Source organism: Mycolicibacterium aromaticivorans JS19b1 = JCM 16368 (genome assembly GCF_000559085.1).
In the GTDB taxonomy this organism is placed as follows: Bacteria; Actinomycetota; Actinomycetes; order Mycobacteriales; family Mycobacteriaceae; genus Mycobacterium; species Mycobacterium aromaticivorans.
Window position 1 is genome coordinate 4,409,897 of sequence record NZ_JALN02000001.1, and the last position, 21,110, is coordinate 4,431,006.

Genomic DNA, 21,110 nt, shown 5'->3' on the forward strand with positions numbered 1-21,110 from the left:
AGTCGCAGGTATGACGGTTGACCCCAAAGTTACCGAGTCACTGGGTGAGGCCTATCTCGCCACCTATCGCGGGCCGCACGGCGGGGCCCCCGACGTGGACGCCACCGACACCGGTCCACTGGTCGCGACGGCCGCCGAGCAGGCGGTGCCCCACGAGCTGATTGCCGCCCAGGAGCGGCTTGCCCGCGACCGGTCCGTCGGCGAGACACTGGTCGCGGTTTATCCCGGCGACGATCCCGGCGGGTTCGGGCCCGCGCTGCAGCTCGTCACCGACCAGGCCGCCATGCTGCTGGATTCGGTCACGGTGCTGCTGCATCGGCTCGGCGTCAGCTATGTCGCATTGATGAACCCGGTGTTCCGGGTTCGGCGAAGCGCAACCGGAGAGCTACTGGATGTGCGGCCTGCATCGATCGACGAACCGGCAGGCCCGGAGTCCGACGGGATCGACGAATCCTGGATCCACGTCCAACTCTCGCCGTCGGTGAACCGCAAGGCGCTGGCCGAGGCGGAGCGGATGCTGCCGATGGCAGTCGCCGACGCCCGGCAGGTGGCGCTGGATTCGACGGCGCTGTCCGCCGCGCTGCACGACCTCGCCCGCGACATCGACACCGACGAGGGAACCCGATTCGTCGGCCCGGACCGCAGCGACGTCGCCGACCTGCTGCGCTGGCTGTCCGACGGTCACTTCATCCTGCTTGGCTGCCAGGACTGCACGGTGCGCGACGGGGTCGCCACCGTCGTCGAATCCAGCAGGCTGGGTGTGGCGCGGTTACGCACCGAGGTGCTGCCCGAGCTCACCAACCCCGGCGATGTGCTGGTCCTGGCGCAGGCCACCATGCCCAGCTTTCTTCGCTACGGGGCGTACCCATACATCGTGGTGATTCGCGAGCACTCGACGTCAGGCGATGTGGAGCACCGGTTCGTCGGGCTGTTCACGGCGGCGGCGATGAGTGCCAACGTGCTTGACATTCCACTGATTTCGCGGCGTGTGCGCGACGTGCTGGCCATGTCGAAGAGCGATCCCAGCCACCCGGGGCAGCTGATGCTCGACATCATCCAGACCATTCCGCGCTCGGAGCTGTTCTCGCTGACCGCCGAGCAGCTGCTGGCGATGGCGACCGCCGTCGTCGACCTCGGCTCGCGCCGTCGGGCCCTGCTGTTTCTGCGGGCCGCCCAGCTCGGCCACTTCGTGTCCGCCCTGGTGTATCTGCCTCGTGACCGCTACACCACCGTGGTGCGGCTGGCGATGCAGGACATACTGGTGCGTGAGTTCGGCGGCCTGAGCATCGACTACACCGCGCGGGTCAGCGAATCGCCCTGGGCGGTGGTTCATTTCACTGTGCGGCTGCCGGACAGCTCAACACGTGAGTCGATCGACGACAGCGAGCGGAACCGCACCCGCGTGCAGGGTTTGCTCACCGAGGCCCTGCGCACCTGGGGTGACCGGCTGATCGGTTCGGCGCGGGCCGGCAAGATCGATCAGGCGATCGCCGAACACTACGCCGAAGCGTTGCCCGAGACATTCAAGCAAGCCGTGACGTCGACCGAGGCGATCACCGACATCGGCTTCATCGAAGCGTTGCATGAGGATTCGGTCAAACTGCAGTTCGAGGAAGGCGACGAGGGCAATGAGGCCTTCCTCACCTGGTACCTGGGTGGATCTACGGCGTCGCTGAGTCACCTGCTGCCGATGCTGCAGTGCATGGGGGTGCTGGTGCTCGAGGAGCGCCCGTTCACCGTGGTGCGCCCGGACGGGCTGAAAGTCTGGATCTACCAGTTCAAAATCCGGCCGGATGCGTCCATGCCTACCGCCGCCACCCAGGAGGAGTGGGACGCCACCGCGCAGCGGTTCGCCGACGCCGTCACCGCCATCTGGCAGGGGCGTGCCGAGATCGACCGATTCAACGAACTGGTGCTGCGTGCCGGGCTCACCTGGCAGCAGGTCGCGGTGCTGCGCGCTTACGCGAAGTACCTGCGGCAGGCGGCTTTTCCCTACAGTCAGTCGCACATCGAGTCGGTGCTCAACGGCAACCCGGGCACCGCGCGTTCACTGGTCACCCTCTTCGAGGCGATGTTCGACCCGGACTCCGCCGACAAGGGCCTGGACGCGCTCGCCGCGGCCGACGCGGTGGCCGCCGACATCGATGCACTGGTCAGCCTCGACACCGACCGGGTGCTGCGGGCGTTCGCCACGATGATCCAAGCGACGCTGCGGACCAATTACTTCGTCACCAGTCCCGACTCAGCACATGCGCAGAACGTGCTGTCGCTGAAACTCGATCCGCAACTGATCGACGAATTGCCGCTGCCCCGACCGAAGTTCGAAATCTTCGTGTACTCACCTCGGGTCGAGGGCGTGCATCTGCGGTTCGGTCATGTGGCGCGCGGCGGCTTGCGCTGGTCGGATCGCCGGGAGGATTTCCGCACCGAGATCCTCGGCTTGGTCAAAGCCCAGGCCGTCAAGAACGCGGTGATCGTGCCCGTCGGCGCCAAGGGCGGATTCGTCGTCAAGAGGCCGTCCGCACCCCTCGGCGATGCCGCTGCGGACCGGGATGCGTTCCGCCACGAGGGAATTGCCTGCTACCGGCTGTTCATCGCAGGCTTGCTCGACGTCACCGACAACGTCGACCGGGCGACCGGTCAGGTCATCACCCCGCCCCGGGTGGTCCGCCGCGACGGCGACGACGCCTACCTCGTCGTCGCCGCAGACAAGGGCACCGCCACCTTCTCCGACATCGCCAACGACGTTGCCCAGTCGTACGGCTTCTGGCTGGGCGACGCGTTCGCCTCCGGCGGTTCGGTCGGCTACGACCACAAAGCGATGGGCATCACCGCGAAAGGCGCCTGGGAGTCGGTCAAACGGCATTTCCGCGAAATGGGCGTGGACACCCAGAGCCAGGACTTCACCGTCGTCGGGGTGGGTGACATGAGCGGCGACGTCTTCGGCAACGGAATGCTGCTGTCACACCACATCCGGTTGATCGCCGCATTCGACCACCGGCATATCTTCATCGATCCCGACCCGGACGCGGAGCGCTCGTGGCAGGAGCGGCGTCGGCTGTTCGAACTGCCCCGGTCGAGCTGGGAGGACTACGACCCCAGCCTGATCAGTGCGGGCGGCGGGGTGTTCAGCCGCCAGCAGAAGTCGATTCCGGTCAGCCGGCAGATGCGTGCGGCGCTCGGCTTGCAGGGCGAGGCCGACGAGGTCACCCCGCCCGCGCTGATGAAGGCGATCATGCAAGCCCCGGTGGATCTGTGGTTCAACGGCGGCATCGGCACCTACATCAAAGCTGAGTCCGAATCCGATGCCGAAGTCGGCGACCGTGCCAACGACACCATCCGGGTAAATGGAAACCAGGTGCGCGCCAAGGTGATCGGCGAGGGTGGCAACCTCGGTGTGACCTCACTGGGCCGGGTCGAGTTCGATCTGTGCGGTGGCCGCATCAACACCGACGCCATGGACAACTCCGCCGGCGTGGACTGCAGCGACCACGAGGTAAACATCAAGATCCTGGTCGACTCGCTGGTCACCGCAGGCAAGGTCAGCGCCGGCGAGCGCACCGAACTGCTGGCCTCGATGACCGACGAGGTGTCGCGGCTGGTCCTGACCGACAATGTCGACCAGAACGATCTGATGGGGACCAGTCGGGCCAACGCCGCGGCGCTGCTCAACGTGCACGCCCGCCAGATCGTCGAACTCGAGGAGCGGCGCGGGCTCAACCGGGGGCTGGAGGCGTTGCCGTCGAAAAAGGAGATCCGTCGCCGCCAAGAGGTCGGAATCGGGCTGAGCTCACCGGAACTGGCGACCCTGATGGCGCACGTGAAGCTGTCCCTCAAGGATGACGTGCTGGCCAGCGAGCTACCCGACCAGGAGGTGTTCGCCGCACGGCTACCGCAATATTTCCCCAGCCAGCTGCGTGACCACTTCACAACCGAGATCCGGGGCCACCAGCTGCGCCGCGAGATCACCACGACGATGTTGGTCAACAATGTCGTCGACACCGGCGGCATCACTTTCGCCTACCGGGTCACCGAGGACACCGGTGTGGGCTACGTCGACGCGGTCCGCACGTTTGTGGCCACCGACGCGATCTTCGGGATCACCAAGGTCTGGCAGCGCATCCTCGACGCGTCGCGAGCCGGGTTGCCGGTCAACGTCTCCGACCGGATGACCCTCGATCTGCGTCGCCTGCTGGATCGGGCGTCGCGCTGGCTGCTGAACTACCGGCCGCAGCCGTTGGCGGTCGGCGCTGAGATCAACCGGTTCGCCGCGACGCTGGCTGATCTGACACCGCGGATGTCGGAATGGCTGCGCGGCGACGACAAGGCGATCGTGGCCAAGGAGGCCGGCGAGTTCGAAGCGCACGGCGCCCCGGCCGATCTGGCCTACACGGTGGCCAGCGGCCTGTACCAGTACAGCCTGCTCGACGTGATCGACATCGCCGACATCGTCGACCGGGACCCCGCCGAGGTTGCCGACACCTACTTCGCCCTGATGGATCACCTGAGCACCGACGGTCTGCTGACCGCGGTGTCCGGACTTCCTCGCGACGATCGCTGGCACGCCTTGGCGCGCTTGGCTATTCGCGACGACATCTACGGGTCGGTACGGGCTCTGTGCTTTGACGTGCTGGCGGTCGGCGAACCCGAGGAGACGGGGGAGGAGAAGATCGCCGAGTGGGAGCACACCAACGGATCGCGGGTCGAGCGGGCACGTCGCACGCTGGCCGAGATCTATGCCGACGACGAACGTGACCTGGCCACACTGTCGGTGGCGGCACGCCAGATCCGAAGCATGACCAGGACGAGCGGAACAGGGTCAAGTGGTTAACGGATTCACCACCGGCGTGCACGTGCGCTGGTCGGACATCGACATGTATCAGCACATCAACCACGCCACGATGGTGACGATCCTGGAGGAGGCGCGGGTCGACTTCCTGGCCGAGCCGTTCGCCGAGGACATCACGACCATCGGGCTGCTCATCCACGAGGTGCAGGTGCTCTACAAAGGTCAACTGCGGTTGGAAGACTCGCCGCTGCAGGTGACGATGTGGACCAAGCGGTTGCGCGCGGTGGACTTCACCCTCGGCTACGAGGTGCGTTCGCGCAATGCCGCGCCGGACTCGCGGCCGTCGGTGATCGCCGAGACGCAGCTGGCTGCCGTGCACATCAAAGAGCAACGGCTGGTGCGGCTTTCGTCCAAGCATCGGGACTACCTGCAGCGCTGGCAGCGATGACCGGCGGGCAGGAGCGGAGCGACCGGGGGCTGTCACCCCCCGAACGCGCATTGGTCATTCCGGATGCTGCCGTTCGCAGCGATCTGGCAGTGTTTGTCGAACATGCGCTGCGCCTCGACGAAGCCGCGGTGGTCCGGCTGCGGGCACGTGCCGACGGCGTGGTGACGGCCTGGGTGGCCACCGGGTTCGACGTGCTCGCGGTACGGGCAGTGGCCGGTGAGCTCAAACCCGCTGACTTGTCCTGCGGGGCTGATGAATTGGCCCGTGGCCTCCGTAATCCCGAGGTGTCCGGCCGGGTGGATCCCGGCTTTCCCATGGATTCCGCGTGGCGCGGCGCGCTGCCGCCGGACACCGGCTTCACCCACCTCGATGATGTGCCTGCCGCAGTTCTGATCGACCTGGCCCAGCGGGGTGCCGACCTGGCCAAGCAACACAGCAGCGCGCACGGACCGCCGGCGTCGCTGCTGGATCAGGACGTACTGCAAGTGAGTTCGGGTGACACCGAGGTCGGTGTGCCGATGCGGTGTGTGTTCGCCTTGACTGCAATGGGATTCATGCCGGAACCTCCGGGTGAAGACGAGATCGTCCGGGTGCGGCTGTCCCAAACGTGGTTGCGGATCGACGCGCGGTTCGGTTCGGTGTATCGCCGGCGCGGCGACCCCGCCCTGGTGCTGCGTTAGTATCCGCGCGTGGCTGACAACGTCCACGGCACTCTGCCGTTCTGGAGTCGCCCGGCCGCCCGGGTGGCGGTCGGGGGTGCGGTCGGCGCGGTCGTGACTGCCGTGCTCTGGCGCCAGAACGGCTTGCTGTCGCTGCTCGGCGGATGGACGGCGCTCGCGCTGATCTTCACCGGCTGGACGTGGCTGGCACTGTGGGGCTTCAATCACAAGGAGACCAAGCAGCACGCCAGCCAGGAGCAACCGCTGCCATGGGTCGTCACGGCGCTGGTGCTCGGTGGCGCGGCCGCCAGCCTGGTCGGGGTCTGGGTCCTGTTGGGCCGCAGCCAGGATGCCGCAGGCGGGGTCCGCCACGATGCCGGTGCGGGCTGGATGGCCGTCGGCAGCGTCGTGCTGTCCTGGCTGACCATCCACACGCTGTACGCGATCATCTATGCCAAGCATTATTTCGACCCGAAGCAGCCGGGCGGCATCGATTTCAACAGCCCGCCCGGCCAGAAAGACCAACCCTGCTTCAAGGACTTCTTCTACGTCGGCTTCGCCGTCGGGATGAGCTTCGCGATCTCCGACACCAACCTGACCTCGACGCGGATGCGGGCCACCGCGCTGGGCCATGGACTGCTGTCGTTCGTGTTCGGCTCGATCATCGTGGCGTCGGTGGTGAACCTGCTGGCCGCGGGCGTCTAGCCGGTCACGATCCACGCCGCCGAATCCGGTGGCAACTGCCCGCCGACCAATGGCGCACTGGCGGCGAGCAGCTCGCCGGCCGGCAGCTGCAGTGGGGTGCCGCCGGTGTTGAGTACGCACAACACCCCGGCCGATACGAACGCCAGCGCGTCGTCGCGCAGCTGCAGCCACTCCACGTCGAACTCGGTGAAGTGAAAGTGGCTGTGCCGCAGCCGAAGGATCGTGCGGAAGAACAGCAGTGTCGAATCCGGTTCGGCGAGTTGGCGTGCGACGGTCACGGTGGACCAGTCCGGCGGCATCGGCAGCCAGGTGTCTGGGTTGGACGAGAAGCCGAACGGCGGTGTATCGCCCGACCACGGCATCGGCACCCGGCAGCCGTCGCGGCCGCGTTCGGTGTGCTTCGAGCGTTCCCACACCGGGTCCTGCAGCGCCGCGTCGGGCAGGTCGACGTTGGGCAACCCCAGTTCTTCGCCGTTGTAGAGGAACACCGCCCCGGGTAGCGCCAGCATGACCATCGCCATCGCACGGGCCCGGGCGAGCCCGGTGGTGCCGTCGCCGTAGCGGGAGACCTCACGCTCCACGTCGTGGTTGGACAGCGTCCAGGTCGGGCTCGCGTCGGCCAGCGCCGCCGCGGCCAACGCGTTCTCGATCGCACCGCGAACGCTGGCCGGATCGAATTCGGCTCGTACCAAACGGAAATTGAAGCCCATGTGCAATTCGTCGGGCCGCAGATACTTGGCGAAGTCCGCGTTGTCGAACACCCAGATCTCGCCGATCGTCACAGCATGGGGATAGTCGTCGAGCACCGAGCGGATACCGCGGTGGATCTCGTGGACACCCTCGTGGTTGAACCGCGGATCGTGGTCGTCGAGGGTGAGCATCGCGACGTCCGGGTTCGTCATGTCCGGCAGGCCGGGCGGTTTGGCCATGCCGTGCGCGACGTCGATGCGGAAGCCGTCGACCCCGCGGTCCAGCCAGAACCGTAGTGTCTTCTCCAGATCCGCGAATACTTCGGGGTTGTCCCAGTTGAGGTCCGGCTGTTCGGAGTCGAACAGGTGCAGGTACCACTGGCCGTCGGCGACCCGGGTCCAGGCCGGCCCGCCGAACACCGATACCCAGTTGTTGGGCGGCTGGGTACCGGCCGGTCCCAGGCCGTCGCGGAAGATATAGCGTTCCCGTTCAACGCTTCCCGGTGCGGCGCCAAGCGCGGCCTGGAACCAGGTGTGCTGAGAGCTCGTGTGGTTGGGCACCAGATCCATGGTGATGCGGATGCCGCGGGCATGCGCCTCGGTGATGAGCCGCTCCAGCGCGCCGAGTCCGCCGAAGAGCGGGTCGACGTCGCGAGGGTCGGCCACGTCGTAGCCGTGATCGGCCATGGGGGAGACCATCACCGGGTTGAGCCAGATGGCGTCGACGCCGAGCTCGCTCACGTGATCGAGGTGCGCGGTGACGCCCTCGAGATCGCCGACGCCGTCACCGTTGCTGTCGGCGAAGGAGCGGGGATAGACCTGATAGAAAATCGCGTTCGTCCACCACGGGACGGCTTCGGTCATCGGTGTCCTCTAGAACGGGGAATTGACCATCGACTGCGCGGCCATCTCGAGGTAGGCCAGCAGCTCCCGCCGGTGCGCGTCATCGAGCGTCTGGGAGTCGATTGAGGCTACCGCGGTGTGCATGCACCGCAGCCACGCGTCGCGCTCGATGAAACCGATCTTGAACGGGACGTGGCGCATCCGAAGCCGGGGATGTCCACGAAGGTCTGAATAGGTACGCGGGCCGCCCCAGTACTGCTCGAGGAACATGCGCAGCCTGATCTCGGCATCGTCGAGCTCGTCGGGGGGATACAGCGGAAGCAGCACCTCGTCCTCGCGAACCTGCTCGTAGAAACGGGACACGATCGTGCGGAAGGTGTCATGGCCGCCCACGGCGTCGTAGAAGGTCTGCCCATCCCCGTCGGCCTGAGTCTCTGTCACCCCACCATTGTGTACACCTGCCTCAGACGGAGCCCACGTCACCCGATGTTCACGGATTCGACCTGCGAACACCGAACAAATAGCCGTGCGATCGCGGCGGATCCGTGGTGCACTGGTTGGCGGAGGACGCATGTCGCAGCGCAAACGGAACCGCGGTCACCGCGCCGCGGCGGGCCCGATCGGGTCCGTAGCCGGTTCCAGCCTGCACGCCGACCCTCACATACCCAGCCCGGCCGACGGATCAGTGTGGGGACGTCGCCGGGTGCTGTTGCTGAATTCAACCTACGAACCGCTGACGGCGCTCCCCATGCGCCGGGCGGTGATCATGCTGCTGTGCGGCAAGGCCGACGTGGTGCACGACGACCCGACCGGGCCGGTGATCCACTCGGCGACGCGGGCGATCGTGGTGCCGTCGGTGATCCGGCTGCGCAGCTTCGTCCGAGTCCCGTACCGGGCCCGCATCCCGATGACCCGGGCCGCGTTGATGCACCGCGATCGGTTCCGCTGCGCATACTGCGGCGGCAAGGCCGACACCGTCGACCACGTGGTGCCGCGTAGTCGCGGTGGTGAGCATTCCTGGGAGAATTGCGTGGCCGCCTGCGGGACGTGCAACCACCGCAAGGCCGACAAATTGCTGAGCGAGCTGGGCTGGACGTTGCGGCTGGTGCCGATGCCGCCGAAGGGCCAGCACTGGCGGTTGTTGTGCACCATCAAAGAACTCGACCCCGCTTGGGTGCGCTACCTGGGTGAGGGCGCGGCCTGACTGCTACGGTTTGCAACGTGAATGCTGCCGTCATCCACGGTCTATTCGTGGGCATCCCGTTTGGGCTCGCCGCTGTGCTGGCCTTGCTGTTCATCCCCGGCAAGAGCAAGCACCCCAAGACCTACAAGCTGTCCGAACCTTGGACGCACGCGCCGATCCTGTGGGCGGCCGTCGACGAGGTGGTTCCCGGCGGTGGCCATCATGGTCACGGCGCGGCCGAGGTGAACGTGGGAGGTGGAGCAAGTGGCAAGTGGTGACCACGGCACCGCGGTAGCGACCGTCGATCCGGCCAACCTGCCCTACGGCTGGGCGGTGACCACCAGCGGCCGCCTGTCCGGGGTGACCGAGCCGGGCGAGTTGTCGGTGCATTACCCGTTCCCGATCAGCCAGCTGGTCGAACTGGACGATGCGCTGAAGTACGGCAGCCGGCAGTCCAAGGCCCGCTTCGCCGTCTATATCGGCGACCTGGGTGGCGACACCGCGGCCCGGGCCCGGGAGATCTTGGCCGACGTGCCGACGCCGAACAACGCCGTACTGCTGGCGGTGTCGCCGGATCAGAAGGCCATCGAGGTGGTCTACGGCGCGGACGTGCGCGGCCGTGGAGCCGAGTCGGCTGCCCCGCTCGGGGTGTCGGCGGCCGCGTCGGCCTTCAAAGAGGGCAACCTGATCGACGGCTTGGTCAGCGCGGTGCGGGTGATGTCGGCGGCCATCTCCAGGCCGTAAACGAATTCGGCGCGCAACCGTGCGCTCAGCGCACGTGGGCGCGCCGGATCACGCCTGCAGTTCGGCGCGGATGCGCACATACCGTTCGAGGAACAGGCGTTCGTCGAGCCGCTTGCGGCGCAGCCAGCCGGTGACCTCGTCATTGCACTTGCTGGCGTTGCACGCCCCGCACGCGGGCACCACGTTGTCGATCGTGTAGCGCCCGCCCCGCGATATTGCCATGACGCAGTCCCGTTGCAGCGGTTTGCCCGTCGCCCCGCAGTACGCGCAGCCGTTCCAGGCGAGCTTCAGCGTCGCCCATTGTTCGTCGGTCAGGTCGTTGACCACCGCTTTCACCCGTCGGGTGCGTCTGCGCGCCGCGCGTGCTCGTCGGGTGTTCCTGGCTGCCATGGCCTGATCCTGGCAGCGCAGGTTCACTCCGCGTCGAAGGCGCGCGCTTTCAGTGAGCGTTCGATACCGGCCCGGCCTTCCAGCACGAGCCTGCGCAGCGCCGTCGGCAACTCGCCGGCCAGGAAGTTGTCCGCGGCGAGCAGGGCTTCGGAGCTGATGTCCCACGACGGGTACAGACCGATCACCACGGTCTGGGCCACCTCACTGGAGCGCCGCTCCCACACCCCGGGGATCGCCGCGAAGTAGCGCTCGGTGAACGGCTGCAGCAGCGCGCTCTGACCGGTCTGGACGAAGCCGCCGATGATCGCGCGTGCGGTGATGTTCGGCAGGGTGTCGTCCTCGATGACCTGCTGCCACGCCGCATTCTTGACATCGAGCTGCGGGCGGGCCGCTGCCGCCGCGGCCGCGTGCCTGCGACCGGCAGCGGTCGGATCACGCTGGGCCTCGGCATCGAGGAACGGGGTCTGCACACCGTCGCCGTCGATGTCGCCGGACGCGGCCAGCGCCGTGACGATCCGCCACCGCAGATCGGTGTCGATCACCAGACCGGGCAGATTCACCTCGGCCGGCTCGTTGTCCAGCAGGGTCGCCAGCACCGCGACGTGATGCAGTTGCAGCACCGACGTGCACAACGCGTTGACGAACGCGAGCTGATGATCCGATCCGGGCGAAGACTCCCGCGCCAGGTCCAGCAGCCGGTCGGCGAACGCCGGCCAGCCGTTGGCGCACGCCCACTGCGGATCGGCATACGAATTCAGTGCGGTCTGCGCCTGCAGCAGCAGCCGCTGTGCCACCCCGACCTCGGTCTCGGCCTGCACGCCACTCATCACCAGCGCGACGAAATCACGAGCCTTCAGTTCGGCGTCGCGGGTCATCTCCCACGCTGCCGACCACACCAGCGTCCGCGGCAGCGGCTCTTCGATATCGGCGATCCGGCTCAGCGCGGTCCGCAGCGAATCGTCGTCCAGCCGCAGCGAGCAGTAGGTCAGGTCGTCGTCGTTGACCAGAACCAGCTTGCCGCGGGAAACGCCCTGCAGCGCAGGGACTTCGGTGACGGGCCCGGAGATATCGAGCTCTTCGCGGTGCACCCGCACCAACTTGCCCGTCGTCGGGTCGTCGTCGTAGATGCCGACGGCCAGCCGGTGCACCCGGGTCTCGCCGGCCCCCGGCGCCGCACCGCCCTGATTGATCGCGAACCGAGTGAACCGGCCCTCGTCGTCGACGTCGAAGTCGGCGCGCACCGTGTTCAATCCGGTGGTCTTGAGCCACTGGCGGCCCCAGTCGGACAAGTCGCGCCCGGACGCCTTCTCCAACGCACCCAGCAGGTCGTCGAACGTCGCGTTGCCGAAGGCGTGCGCGGCGAAGTAGTCCCGCAGCCCGGCCAGGAAGTGCTCCAGCCCGACGTAGGCGACGAGCTGCTTGAGCACGCTGGCGCCCTTGGCGTAGGTGATGCCGTCGAAGTTGACCTCGACGGCGTGCAGATCCGGGATGTCGGCGGCCACCGGATGGGTAGACGGCAGCTGGTCCTGGCGGTAGGCCCATGACTTCTCCACATTGGCGAAGGTGGTCCACGCCTGGTCGTACTCGGTGGCCTCGGCCTGGCACAGCACCGAGGCGAAGGTGGCGAACGACTCGTTGAGCCATAGGTCGTCCCACCACGTCATCGTCACCAGATCGCCGAACCACATGTGCGCCATCTCGTGCAGCACTGTCTCGGCGCGGCGCTCGTAGCTGTAGCGGGTCACCTTCGACCGGAAGACGTAGTCCTCCAGGAACGTCACCGCGCCGGCGTTCTCCATTGCGCCGGCGTTGAATTCGGGCACGAACAGCTGGTCGTACTTGCCGAACGCATACGGCACCCCGAAGTTGCGGTGGTAGAAACCGAACCCCTGCTTGGTTTCGGTGAACAGCCGCTCGGCGTCCATGTACTCGGCGAGCGACGAGCGACAGAACAGCCCGAGCGGGATGTCGCCGTGCTCGTCGGTGTAGACGTCGTCCCAGCGGGCGTACGGGCCGGCGATCAGCGCCACGAGGTAGGTGCTCATCCGCGGGGTGGTGGCGAAGGTGTGCACACCGTCTTCGACAGAGACCGTCGCGCCGTTGGAGATCACCTGCCAGTGCGACGGCGCGGTCACCGTCACGTCGAACGTGGATTTGAGGTCGGGCTGGTCGAAGCAGGCGAACATCCGCTTGGCGTCCGCGGTTTCGAACTGCGAGTACAGGTACACCTCGCTGTCGACCGGGTCGACGAAGCGGTGCAGGCCTTCACCGGTGTTGGAGTACCGGCAGTCCGCGTCGACCACCAGGATATTGGTCTTCTCCAGGCCCTGCAGCGCGATGCCGGTGGACTCGTCGTATCCCGACACGTCGATGTCGCGGCCGTTGAGCACCGCACTGTGCACGGTGTCGGCGGCCAGGTCGATGTAGGTGTCGGCGCCGGGTGTCGCCTCGAATTCGACGGTGGTGGTGGATCGGAAAGTCGTTTCGGAGCCGGTCGTCAGGTCGAGAGCGATGGAGTAGTTGCCGACGGTGACCAGAGCAGCGCGCTCGATGGCCTCGTCACGAGTCAGGTTGGGTAGTGCCACGCGTCCAACCTAGCGGCAGTGGGAACAGTGTTCTATTGGAAGGAGTTGAGTTGGAAGTCTGCGTCCATCGCTGGGAGGAGCCCGCATGTCCGAGAAGTCAGTAGCCGGTTTTTGGTTCGATCCGCTGTGCCCGTGGTGTTGGATCACGTCCCGCTGGATTCTCGAGGTCGAAAAGGTTCGCGACATCGACGTCGACTTCCGGGTGATGAGCCTGGCTGTGCTCAACGAAGGACGGGACCTGCCCGAGCAGTACCAGGAAATGATGAAGAAGGCCTGGGGCCCCGTCCGCGTCGCCATCGCTGCCGAGCAGGCGCATGGCCGCGAGATCCTGTCGCCGCTGTACACCGCGATGGGCACCCGGATCCACGACCAGGACAACAAGGATTTCGATGTCGTGATCGCCGAGTCGCTTGCCGAGGTGGGACTGCCCGCCGAGCTCGCAGAGGCGGCCACCTCCGACAAGTACGACGACGAACTGCGCAAGAGCCATCACGAGGGCATGGACGCCGTCGGCGAGGACGTCGGCACCCCGACCATCCACATCAACGGCGTGGCGTTCTTCGGCCCTGTCCTGTCCCGCATCCCGCGCGGCGAGGAAGCCGGCAAGCTGTGGGACGCCTCGGTCACGTTCGCGGCCTACCCGCACTTCTGGGAGCTGAAGCGGACGCGGACCGAAGCCCCGCAGTTCGACTGATATTTCCCCTCCGGTTGCGCGCCGGCTCGGTAGGGACAATTTTTAGTCCATGACAGTGGCTGATCCGACCGAGCCGAGCGTGCAATCCGACGGCACCTACCGCGACAAGCTGGTGGCCGTCGAGCCCGGTGGCAACGAGTTCATCGCGCACGAGGATCGGCACGGGCACCCGCGCCAGCTGTTCTGGACGTGGACCTCACCCAATCTGGAGTTCGCGACGATCTTCGTCGGCGTCCTGGCGGTGGCCGTCTACGGCATGACCTTCTGGCAGGCCGTCGCCGGCATCGTGATCGGCACGGGGCTCGGCGCGATCGCCCACTACTTCCTGTCCGCGCGCGGTCCGTTGCACGGCGTGCCGCAGATGGTGTTGGGCCGCTTGGCGTTCGGGTTCAAAGGCAACGCGGTGCCCGCCGTGCTGATGTCGGTGACGGCCGGGGTCGGCTGGTTCGCCACCAACAGCGTCAGCGGTGCGTTCGCGCTGTCCACCCTCTTCGGCATCGGACCGCTGGCGGCACTGGTCATCGTCGTGCTGATCCAGACCGGGTTCGCATTCTTCGGCCACAATCTCGTCCAAGCCTTCGAGCGCTGGTCGTTCCCGGTGCTCGCGGTGATCTTCGCGGTCGCCTCGGTCATGATCCTGACCAAATCCCACTTCGACGCACCTGCGATCGACGGCGGCGTCGGCGGTCTGGGCGGGTTCCTGTTGACTGTGGGCACCGCCTTCGGCTATGCCGCCGGCTGGACGCCCTATGCCGCCGACTACACCCGGTATCTGCCGGCCACCGTGTCGACGGCGCGCACCGGGCTGTTCGCCTCACTGGGGCTGTTCCTGTCGTGCACGATCCTCGAGATCGTCGGCGCCGCATCGGTGACCATCGGCCCGGCGCTGTCCGACAATCCGACCGAAGCGTTCACCAGCGAGCTGGCCTCGCCACTGGCCAAGGCCACCCTGCTGGCCATCGCGGTGGGTGCAATAGCGGCAAATGCGATCAATATCTATTCCGGCGCAATGGCTTTCGTCACCATCGGGGTCAAGCTGCCGCACCATATCGCCCGCGCTCTGGTCACGGTGTTCTTCGGCGTCGCGGGCTTCTGCATCGCATGGTGGGCGCTGGCCGACGCCGCCGCGAGCTACGAGGCCTTCCTGCTGATCATCGCGTACTGGATCGGACCCTGGCTGGGCGTGGTGTTCGCCGACCAGTACCTACGCCGGGGCCAGCCCATCGCCGCATTCCTCTACGACCGCAGCTACGCGAACTGGGGCGGATTCGCGTCGTTCGGCCTCGGCCTGGTGGTGTCGGTGTTGCTGTTCTCCAACCAGGAGAAGTTCGTCGGCTACATCGCCAGAGCGGTACCCCAGCTCGGCGACATCACCTTCTTCGTAGGCTTCCTGATCGCCGGGGCAAGCTATCTTGTGCTATGCCGATCGAAGATCACCGCCGAACGCACCGCGGTATGACGCCGGAAGCGATGCTCGACGTCGCCTACGACGAGGCCCGAAAGGGATTGGCGGAAGGCGGAATTCCGATCGGGGCGGCGTTGTTCAGTGCCGACGGGGAGTTGCTGGGCAGCGGCCACAATATGCGTGTGCAGCTCGACGATCCGTCGATCCACGGGGAGACTTCGGCGTTTCGCAACGCCGGCCGCCAGACCGACTACCGCTCCACGATCATGGCCACCACGCTGTCGCCGTGCTGGTACTGCTGCGGTCTGGTCCGCCAGTTCAACATCGGGGCGCTGGTGATCGGCGACGCCCGGACCATCGTGTGGGGGCACCCGGAACTGGCCGAACTCGGCGTGAAGATCACCGTGCTCGACGACGACCGCTGCTTCGACATGCTCAATCAGTTCATCGCCGACAAACCGCATCTGTGGAACGAGGACATCGGAGTCGCCGAGTGATCGCCACGATCGACATCGCCCGCTGGTACGCCGGGGGAGAGCAGGCCGACGCCGTCGCCGCCGAACTCGACGCTGGGTTGCAGCAGGCCGGTTTCATCCTGGTGACCGGGCACGGCATCGATCCGGAGCTGGCCGCCGGCGTTCGGGCCGCGTCGCGAACGTTCTTCAGTCTGCCCGACGACGTCAAGCGCCGATACTCGGTGCCGGTCGGCGGCCACGGCTGGATCGCTCCGGGCGCTGAGGCCAATGCCTACGCCGAGGGCACGGAGACGCCGCCCGACCTCAAGGAGAGCTACAGCCTGGGCGCTGAAACGGCGGTCGGCGACCCCGAGGTCGACCGGATCTGGTTCGCGCCCAACGTCTGGCCCGCCGAGGTGGCCGAGCTGCAGCCGCTGGTCAACGAGTACACCGCGGCAGTGCACCAACTGGCCGACGACCTGCTGGCCCTGATGGCGCACGCGCTCGGGCTGGCGGAGAACCCCTTCGTCGCCCTGGCCGACAGGCCGACCTGGACGATGAACATCAACCACTACCCACCGGTCAGCGTGGTCGGCGAGCCCGAACCGGGCCAGTTCCGGATCGGCCCGCACACCGATTTCGGTACCGTGACGATCCTGGACCGGGAGCCCGGAGCTGGTGGGCTGCAAGTCTTTTCCGAAGCCGATGGATGGGAAGACGCGCCGTACGATCCCGCCGCGCTGACCATCAACATCGGCGACCTGCTCGAGTACTGGAGCGGGCGGCGTTGGCCGTCGGGTCGGCACCGGGTGCTGCCCCCGCAGCCGCATGCTCCCGAAGAGGATCTGATCTCGCTGATCTACTTCTACGAGGCCAACTATGACGCCCTCGTCACGCCACTGGAGCCGCCGGTCGGGCGGGTGCCCGGGCTGTCGCCGGTGACATCATCGGCGTTCATCAAGGAACGGCTGGACGCCATCACCGTTGGCTGACGTTTGGCCCGGAATCACGTCGAGATCGGCAATGTCACTCTCGCTCAACGTGATAGCGCCGGCAGCGGCATTCTCCTCGAGATGCCCGACGGACCCCGTGCCGGGTATCAGCAGAACGTTCGGCGCGTGGGCGAGCAGCCACGCCAGACCGATCTGAGCGGGCGTCACGCCACGTTCGGCGGCGATCCGAACCACTTCGGGGTTGTCGGCGACTTTCGGGAAACCGGCGAAGCCGGACCCGAGTGGAAAAAACGGAACCCACGCGATGTCGTTGTCCGCGCAGAACTGCAGGCAGTCTTCGTGGGTCCGGTCGAGCAGACTGTAGGCGTTTTGGACACATACGATCTCGGCGCCAACGGCCCGCTGCACTGTCTCCAACGCGACGTTGCTGATGCCGATCGCACCGATCTTGCCCTCGTCGCGCAGCGCGATCAGCTCGGCGAGCTGATCGTCGAGGTCCACGATCTGGTCACCGTCGGCGATCAGCCCGGGCCCGATATCGGCACGGCGTAGGTTCACCACGGGAATCTGGTCCAAGCCGAGACCATCGAGGTCGAGTTCGACGGAAGCGCGCAATTCGGCGGGCTTCTGCGCAAGCGCCAGTGGTACGTCGGCGTCTGGAACTGCCCGCGCCCCAACCTTGCTCACGATCACAAGGTCGTCGCGATACGGGGCGAGTGCGCGCCGGATTCGGCGGTTGACTTCCCCATCGCCATAGAACGAGGCGGTGTCGATGTGGTTGACGCCCAATTCGACTGCTCGGTGAAGCAACGACACGGCGTCGTCGATCGCGACGCTCTCGAGGCTCATGGCGCCGTACCCCACGCGGGCCACCGAGCGATCGCCGAGCGGGGCCGTGCCGCCGGGCGCTGATGTAGATGTCATGGCAATCCTGTCATGTCATAATCGGCAATGCGGAGGATCCTCCGCTTAATCAACCGTAACAAAACGGAGGAGCCTCCGCTATGGCGGAACGAGTGCGGGCCGACGCCCTGCGCAACCGCGAGCGCCTGCTTGAGGTCGCCACGGCGGCGTTCGCCTCCGGCGAGGACCAGGTCACGCTCGAGGCGATCGCTCGCAGGGCCGGGGTCGGAATCGGCACGCTGTACCGCCATTTCCCCAGCCGGGAGGCTCTCACGGAGGCGGTGTACCGCACCGAGTTGGCCGAGGTTGCAGCCGCGGCAACCCAGCTGGCGGACCAGCACCCGCCGGCGATCGCTCTGCGCCGATGGATGGACCGCTACGCCGAATTCGTCGCCACCAAGCGTGGAATGGCCGAGTCGCTCCGGGTGATGCTGGACTCCGGCGCTGTGCTGCGCTCGGACACCATGGCGAGCATCGTCGGGGCCGTCGACCTGCTGCTTGCGGCCGGGGTGGCCGAGGGCAGTCTGCGGGCCGATGTGCGCGCCGAAGACGTGGTGTCCAGCCTGTTGGGCATCTTCCTGACGAGCGGATCAAGCGAGCAGGCTCAGCGGATGCTGGACCTTCTCGCGGCTGGAGTGGCCGCCCGTTAGGGTTACGGCCATGCGTGTCTACCTCGGCTCTGACCATGCCGGATACGAACTCAAGCAAGCCATCATCGAGCACCTGAAAAACGGTGGTCACGAGCCGATCGACTGCGGCGCGTTCACCTACGACGCCGAGGACGACTACCCGGCGTTCTGCATCGCCGCAGCGACCAAGACGCTGGCCGACCCGGAGAGCCTGGGCATCGTGATCGGCGGGTCCGGCAACGGCGAGCAGATCGCGGCCAACAAGGTGCCCGGCATCCGCTGCGCGCTGGCGTGGAGTGTTGAGACCGCCTCGCTGGCCCGCGAGCACAACAATGCTCAGGTGATCGGCATCGGTGGCCGTATGCACCCGGTGGAGGATGCGCTGAGCTTCGTCGACGCGTTCATCAACACCCCGTGGTCAAAAGCCGAACGCCACCAACGCCGTATCGACATCCTCGACGAGTACGAGCGCACCCACGTCGCGCCCCCGGTGCCCGGCGCCCCGGCCTGACCCGTGCCGGAAGGGCACACCCTTCACCGGCTCGCGCGGCTGCACCAGCGCCGGTTCGCAGGCGCCCCGGCGGCCGTGTCGAGTCCGCAGGGCAGGTTCACCGATGCCTCGATCGTCGACGGCCGGGTGTTCACCCACGCCTCGGTCTGGGGCAAGCACCTGTTCCACCACTACGACGGCGGTCCGATCGTGCACGTCCACCTGGGGCTGTACGGCACCTTCACCGAGATGCCGGTGCCGATGCCGCTGCCGGTCGGTCAGGTGCGTATGCGGATCGTCGGCGATGAGTGGGGCACCGACCTGCGCGGTCCGACCGCATGCGAGGTGCTCGACGAGGCGCAGGTTGCGGCCATCGTGGCCCGGCTCGGGCCCGACCCGCTGCGCCGGGATGCCGACCCCGCGCTTCCGTGGGCCCGAATCTCCAAGTCCCGCAAGACCATCGGCGCCCTACTGATGGACCAGAGCGTGATCGCCGGAGTGGGCAACGTCTACCGCAGCGAATTGCTCTTCCGGCATCACCTCGACCCGTACCGGCTGGGCCGGGACGTCTCCGAGGCCGAGTTCGCCGACGCCTGGACCGACCTGGTCGAGTTGATGAAGGTCGGCGTTCGGCGAGGCAAGATCGTGGTGGTGCGGCCCGAACACGATCACGGTGCGCCGTCGTACGCCCCGAACCGTCCGCGCACCTACGTCTACCGGCGCGCCGGTGAGCCCTGCCGGGTGTGCGCGACCCCGATCCGGACCGCCGAATTGGAAGGCCGCAACGTGTTTTGGTGCCCGACCTGCCAGGTGTGATCAGCGCCGCCGGACGGCACCCGCGAGAATGCTTGTATGGAACTGATTCTCGTCGTCGTCGGCGCCATCGTCGTCGCGGCGATCGCCAAGAACCGTGGCTTGGAACCTGCCCTGATGATCGTCGTTGTTGGCATCGCCGCGTCGTTCCTGCCGGGCTTTACCGCGCCTGAACTGGACTCCCATGTCCTGCTCTCGGTGGTCCTGCCGCCGCTGTTGTACTCCGCGGCGCTGGACTTCTCGTTTCCGGCGTTCATGCGCAACATCAAGCCGATCCTCGGCCTCGGGGTGGGCCTGGTCGTGGTCACCGCGTTTGCGGTGGCCGCGGTGTCCGCGTGGCTGGTCGTGGTGCCGTTGACGTTCGCGACCGCGCTGGTGCTCGGCGCCATCGTCGCGCCGCCAGACGCGGTCACCGCCGTCGCCGTCGGCCGCAAGCTGGGCCTGCCCAAGCGGGTGATGACGATCCTGACCGGGGAGAGCCTGATCAACGATGCCGCCGCGCTCGCGTTGTTCTCGATCGCCGTCGCCCAGGTCGCGGGCACCCACACCTTCATCGCCAACCCGCTGCTGCTGTTCGGCTACAGCGCGCTGCTCGGTCCGGTGGTGGGCGTCGCGCTCGGCTACGTGACCCTGTGGATTCGCGAACGCCTCAACAGCGCCAGCCTGGAGACGATCCAAGGCCTGGTGGTGCCGTTCGCCGCCTACATCACCGCCGAGCGATTCCACGCCTCCGGCGTGCTGGCCGTGGTGGCGGCCGGGTTCATCGTCGGCAGCGGCACCCTGAGCGCCGGCTACCAGACCAGGCTGCAGGAACGCTACGTCTGGCACTCGGTGGACGTGCTGCTGGAGGCGTTCGTCTTCGCCTACATCGGGCTGCATCTGCGCTTTGTCCTGGAGGATCTGCGCGATGCCCACGAATCGCTGGCGGAGGTCGGCATCGCGGCACTGGTGGTGCTGACGATCGTGCTCGTGATCCGTCCACTCTCGGTGTTCGTGATGTTCGGCCGCGGAGTGCTGTCCCGGCACGTCGACCGCAGGCTGAGTGTGCCGATTCCCGAGGGTGGCCGCGGCGCACTCGGCGTCCGCAAACCCGGCGAGCCAAAAGGTAAGTGGCGCTCCATGATCGACCACACTGCGTTGACGTGGCAGGAGAACGTCGTGGTGTCGTGGACCGGGATGCGTGGTGTGGTGACGTTGGCCGCCGCGGCCGGTATCCCGCCGACCGTGGCCAGCGGCGAGCCGTTCCCGGAACGGGCCACCATCCAGGCGATCGCGTTCGCGGTGGCGGTGGGCACACTGCTGCTGCAGGGATGGACGCTGCCGCCGCTGATCCGCCGTCTGCACCTGTCCTCGCGGGAGGACGACCGGATCTACGACCGCGAGGAGACCTACAAGACCGAGCACACCGTGCACATGGCCGCCGACGAGGTGCTGGCCCAGTTCGAGGCCGCGCCGCCGGCGGGCCTCGACCCGCACGTGCTGACCGACATCCGCAACTGGATCGCTCGCCATTCCAAGGATGCCGATGAGATGCCCGACCCCGAGGAGCACGATCTCCGCGCGGAGGTGTTCTCCACCCTGTACCGCAATGTGCTTGCCGCACAACGTGCTGCGCTGATCACCGAACGCGACGAGGGACGCATCGACGATGAGGCCGTTCGCGCGATGCTCGACAGGCTGGACTTGCAGGAGGCCAGCGTGACCGCCCGGATGGAGAGCCGGATCTAGTTTCC

20 protein-coding genes are annotated in these 21,110 nt (G+C 66.9%); 15 read left to right on the forward strand and 5 right to left on the reverse strand.

Features of this window, described 5'->3' with window-relative positions; genetic code table 11:
- Positions 1-10: 10 nt before the first annotated feature.
- Genes Y900_RS21050 through Y900_RS21065 form a run of 4 tightly spaced genes read left to right on the forward strand, consistent with a single transcriptional unit; the run spans position 11 to position 6,601 of the window.
- A complete protein-coding gene (locus Y900_RS21050; RefSeq protein WP_036344301.1) occupies positions 11-4,831 on the forward strand; it encodes an NAD-glutamate dehydrogenase in 4,821 nt (1,606 codons plus the stop codon).
- The gene (locus Y900_RS21055) at positions 4,824-5,237 is read left to right on the forward strand and encodes an acyl-CoA thioesterase (protein ID WP_036344302.1); all 414 of its coding nucleotides are present in this window, start codon (positions 4,824-4,826) and stop codon (positions 5,235-5,237) included. The genes Y900_RS21050 and Y900_RS21055 overlap by 8 nt, the downstream gene beginning before the upstream one ends.
- Entirely contained in the window at positions 5,234-5,917 is a 684-nt protein-coding gene (locus tag Y900_RS21060) for a DUF8185 domain-containing protein (RefSeq protein WP_237752619.1), read from the forward strand. The genes Y900_RS21055 and Y900_RS21060 overlap by 4 nt, the downstream gene beginning before the upstream one ends.
- Before the next feature lie 9 nt (positions 5,918-5,926).
- Positions 5,927-6,601, forward strand: a complete 675-nt coding sequence (locus Y900_RS21065) for a DUF1345 domain-containing protein (RefSeq protein WP_051660186.1) — start codon at positions 5,927-5,929, stop codon at positions 6,599-6,601.
- Here the strand turns inward: Y900_RS21065 and Y900_RS21070 are convergent.
- Positions 6,598-8,154, reverse strand: a complete 1,557-nt coding sequence (locus tag Y900_RS21070) for a glycoside hydrolase family 13 protein (protein WP_036344303.1) — start codon at positions 8,152-8,154, stop codon at positions 6,598-6,600. The two genes, Y900_RS21065 and Y900_RS21070, sit on opposite strands and share 4 nt — an antisense overlap.
- 9 nt (positions 8,155-8,163) lie before the next feature.
- Positions 8,164-8,574 (reverse strand): globin, encoded by a 411-nt coding sequence (locus tag Y900_RS21075; RefSeq protein WP_036344304.1) that lies wholly within the window; start codon positions 8,572-8,574, stop codon positions 8,164-8,166.
- A gap of 130 nt (positions 8,575-8,704) precedes the next feature.
- Between Y900_RS21075 and Y900_RS21080 the strand changes: the two genes are divergently transcribed.
- From Y900_RS21080 to Y900_RS21090, 3 genes are read left to right on the forward strand one after another with little or no spacing between them, the layout of a single operon-like run.
- Entirely contained in the window at positions 8,705-9,337 is a 633-nt protein-coding gene (locus tag Y900_RS21080; protein ID WP_036344305.1) for an HNH endonuclease, read from the forward strand.
- A gap of 17 nt (positions 9,338-9,354) precedes the next feature.
- Positions 9,355-9,594: an aa3-type cytochrome oxidase subunit CtaJ gene (ctaJ, locus tag Y900_RS21085; RefSeq protein ID WP_036344306.1), complete on the forward strand. Its 240-nt coding sequence runs from the start codon at positions 9,355-9,357 to the stop codon at positions 9,592-9,594.
- Positions 9,581-10,060: a DUF5130 domain-containing protein gene (locus tag Y900_RS21090; protein ID WP_036344307.1), complete on the forward strand. Its 480-nt coding sequence runs from the start codon at positions 9,581-9,583 to the stop codon at positions 10,058-10,060. The genes ctaJ and Y900_RS21090 overlap by 14 nt, the downstream gene beginning before the upstream one ends.
- A 48-nt stretch (positions 10,061-10,108) precedes the next feature.
- On the opposite strand, the gene Y900_RS21095 is transcribed toward Y900_RS21090, so the two are convergent.
- Both Y900_RS21095 and pepN read right to left on the reverse strand, forming a co-directional pair.
- Entirely contained in the window at positions 10,109-10,450 is a 342-nt protein-coding gene (locus Y900_RS21095) for an HNH endonuclease (protein ID WP_036347444.1), read from the reverse strand.
- A gap of 23 nt (positions 10,451-10,473) precedes the next feature.
- The gene (gene pepN, locus Y900_RS21100) at positions 10,474-13,035 is read right to left on the reverse strand and encodes an aminopeptidase N (RefSeq protein ID WP_036344308.1); all 2,562 of its coding nucleotides are present in this window, start codon (positions 13,033-13,035) and stop codon (positions 10,474-10,476) included.
- An 85-nt stretch (positions 13,036-13,120) separates the two neighbouring features.
- On the opposite strand from pepN, the gene Y900_RS21105 reads away from it, so the two are divergent.
- The 4 genes from Y900_RS21105 to Y900_RS21120 are packed head-to-tail and all read left to right on the forward strand — an operon-like array spanning position 13,121 to position 16,581.
- Positions 13,121-13,729 carry a mycothiol-dependent nitroreductase Rv2466c family protein gene (locus tag Y900_RS21105; protein WP_036344309.1) on the forward strand — a complete coding sequence of 203 codons (609 nt, stop codon included), beginning with the start codon at positions 13,121-13,123 and terminating at the stop codon, positions 13,727-13,729.
- A 49-nt stretch (positions 13,730-13,778) separates the two neighbouring features.
- Positions 13,779-15,188, forward strand: a complete 1,410-nt coding sequence (locus Y900_RS21110) for a purine-cytosine permease family protein (RefSeq protein WP_036344310.1) — start codon at positions 13,779-13,781, stop codon at positions 15,186-15,188.
- Positions 15,185-15,631: a nucleoside deaminase gene (locus Y900_RS21115; RefSeq protein WP_036344311.1), complete on the forward strand. Its 447-nt coding sequence runs from the start codon at positions 15,185-15,187 to the stop codon at positions 15,629-15,631. The genes Y900_RS21110 and Y900_RS21115 overlap by 4 nt, the downstream gene beginning before the upstream one ends.
- On the forward strand, positions 15,628-16,581 hold the full coding sequence (locus Y900_RS21120; RefSeq protein ID WP_036344312.1) for an isopenicillin N synthase family dioxygenase: 954 nt from the start codon (positions 15,628-15,630) through the stop codon (positions 16,579-16,581). Before Y900_RS21115 ends, Y900_RS21120 begins: the two co-directional genes overlap by 4 nt.
- Here Y900_RS21120 and Y900_RS21125 read toward each other — a convergent pair.
- A complete protein-coding gene (locus Y900_RS21125) occupies positions 16,534-17,466 on the reverse strand; it encodes an aldo/keto reductase (RefSeq protein ID WP_036344313.1) in 933 nt (310 codons plus the stop codon). The genes Y900_RS21120 and Y900_RS21125 overlap by 48 nt on opposite strands.
- An 80-nt stretch (positions 17,467-17,546) precedes the next feature.
- Here Y900_RS21125 and Y900_RS21130 point away from each other — a divergent pair, with 80 nt between their 5' ends.
- The 4 genes from Y900_RS21130 to Y900_RS21145 are packed head-to-tail and all read left to right on the forward strand — an operon-like array spanning position 17,547 to position 21,105.
- A complete protein-coding gene (locus Y900_RS21130) occupies positions 17,547-18,095 on the forward strand; it encodes a TetR/AcrR family transcriptional regulator (protein WP_036344314.1) in 549 nt (182 codons plus the stop codon).
- A 10-nt stretch (positions 18,096-18,105) separates the two neighbouring features.
- Positions 18,106-18,585, forward strand: coding sequence for a ribose-5-phosphate isomerase (locus tag Y900_RS21135; protein ID WP_036344315.1), 480 nt, complete (start codon positions 18,106-18,108; stop codon positions 18,583-18,585).
- 3 nt (positions 18,586-18,588) lie between these two features.
- Positions 18,589-19,380, forward strand: coding sequence for an Fpg/Nei family DNA glycosylase (locus Y900_RS21140; RefSeq protein ID WP_036344318.1), 792 nt, complete (start codon positions 18,589-18,591; stop codon positions 19,378-19,380).
- A 36-nt stretch (positions 19,381-19,416) separates the two neighbouring features.
- Positions 19,417-21,105, forward strand: coding sequence for a cation:proton antiporter (locus tag Y900_RS21145; protein ID WP_036344320.1), 1,689 nt, complete (start codon positions 19,417-19,419; stop codon positions 21,103-21,105).
- Positions 21,106-21,110: the final 5 nt, after the last annotated feature.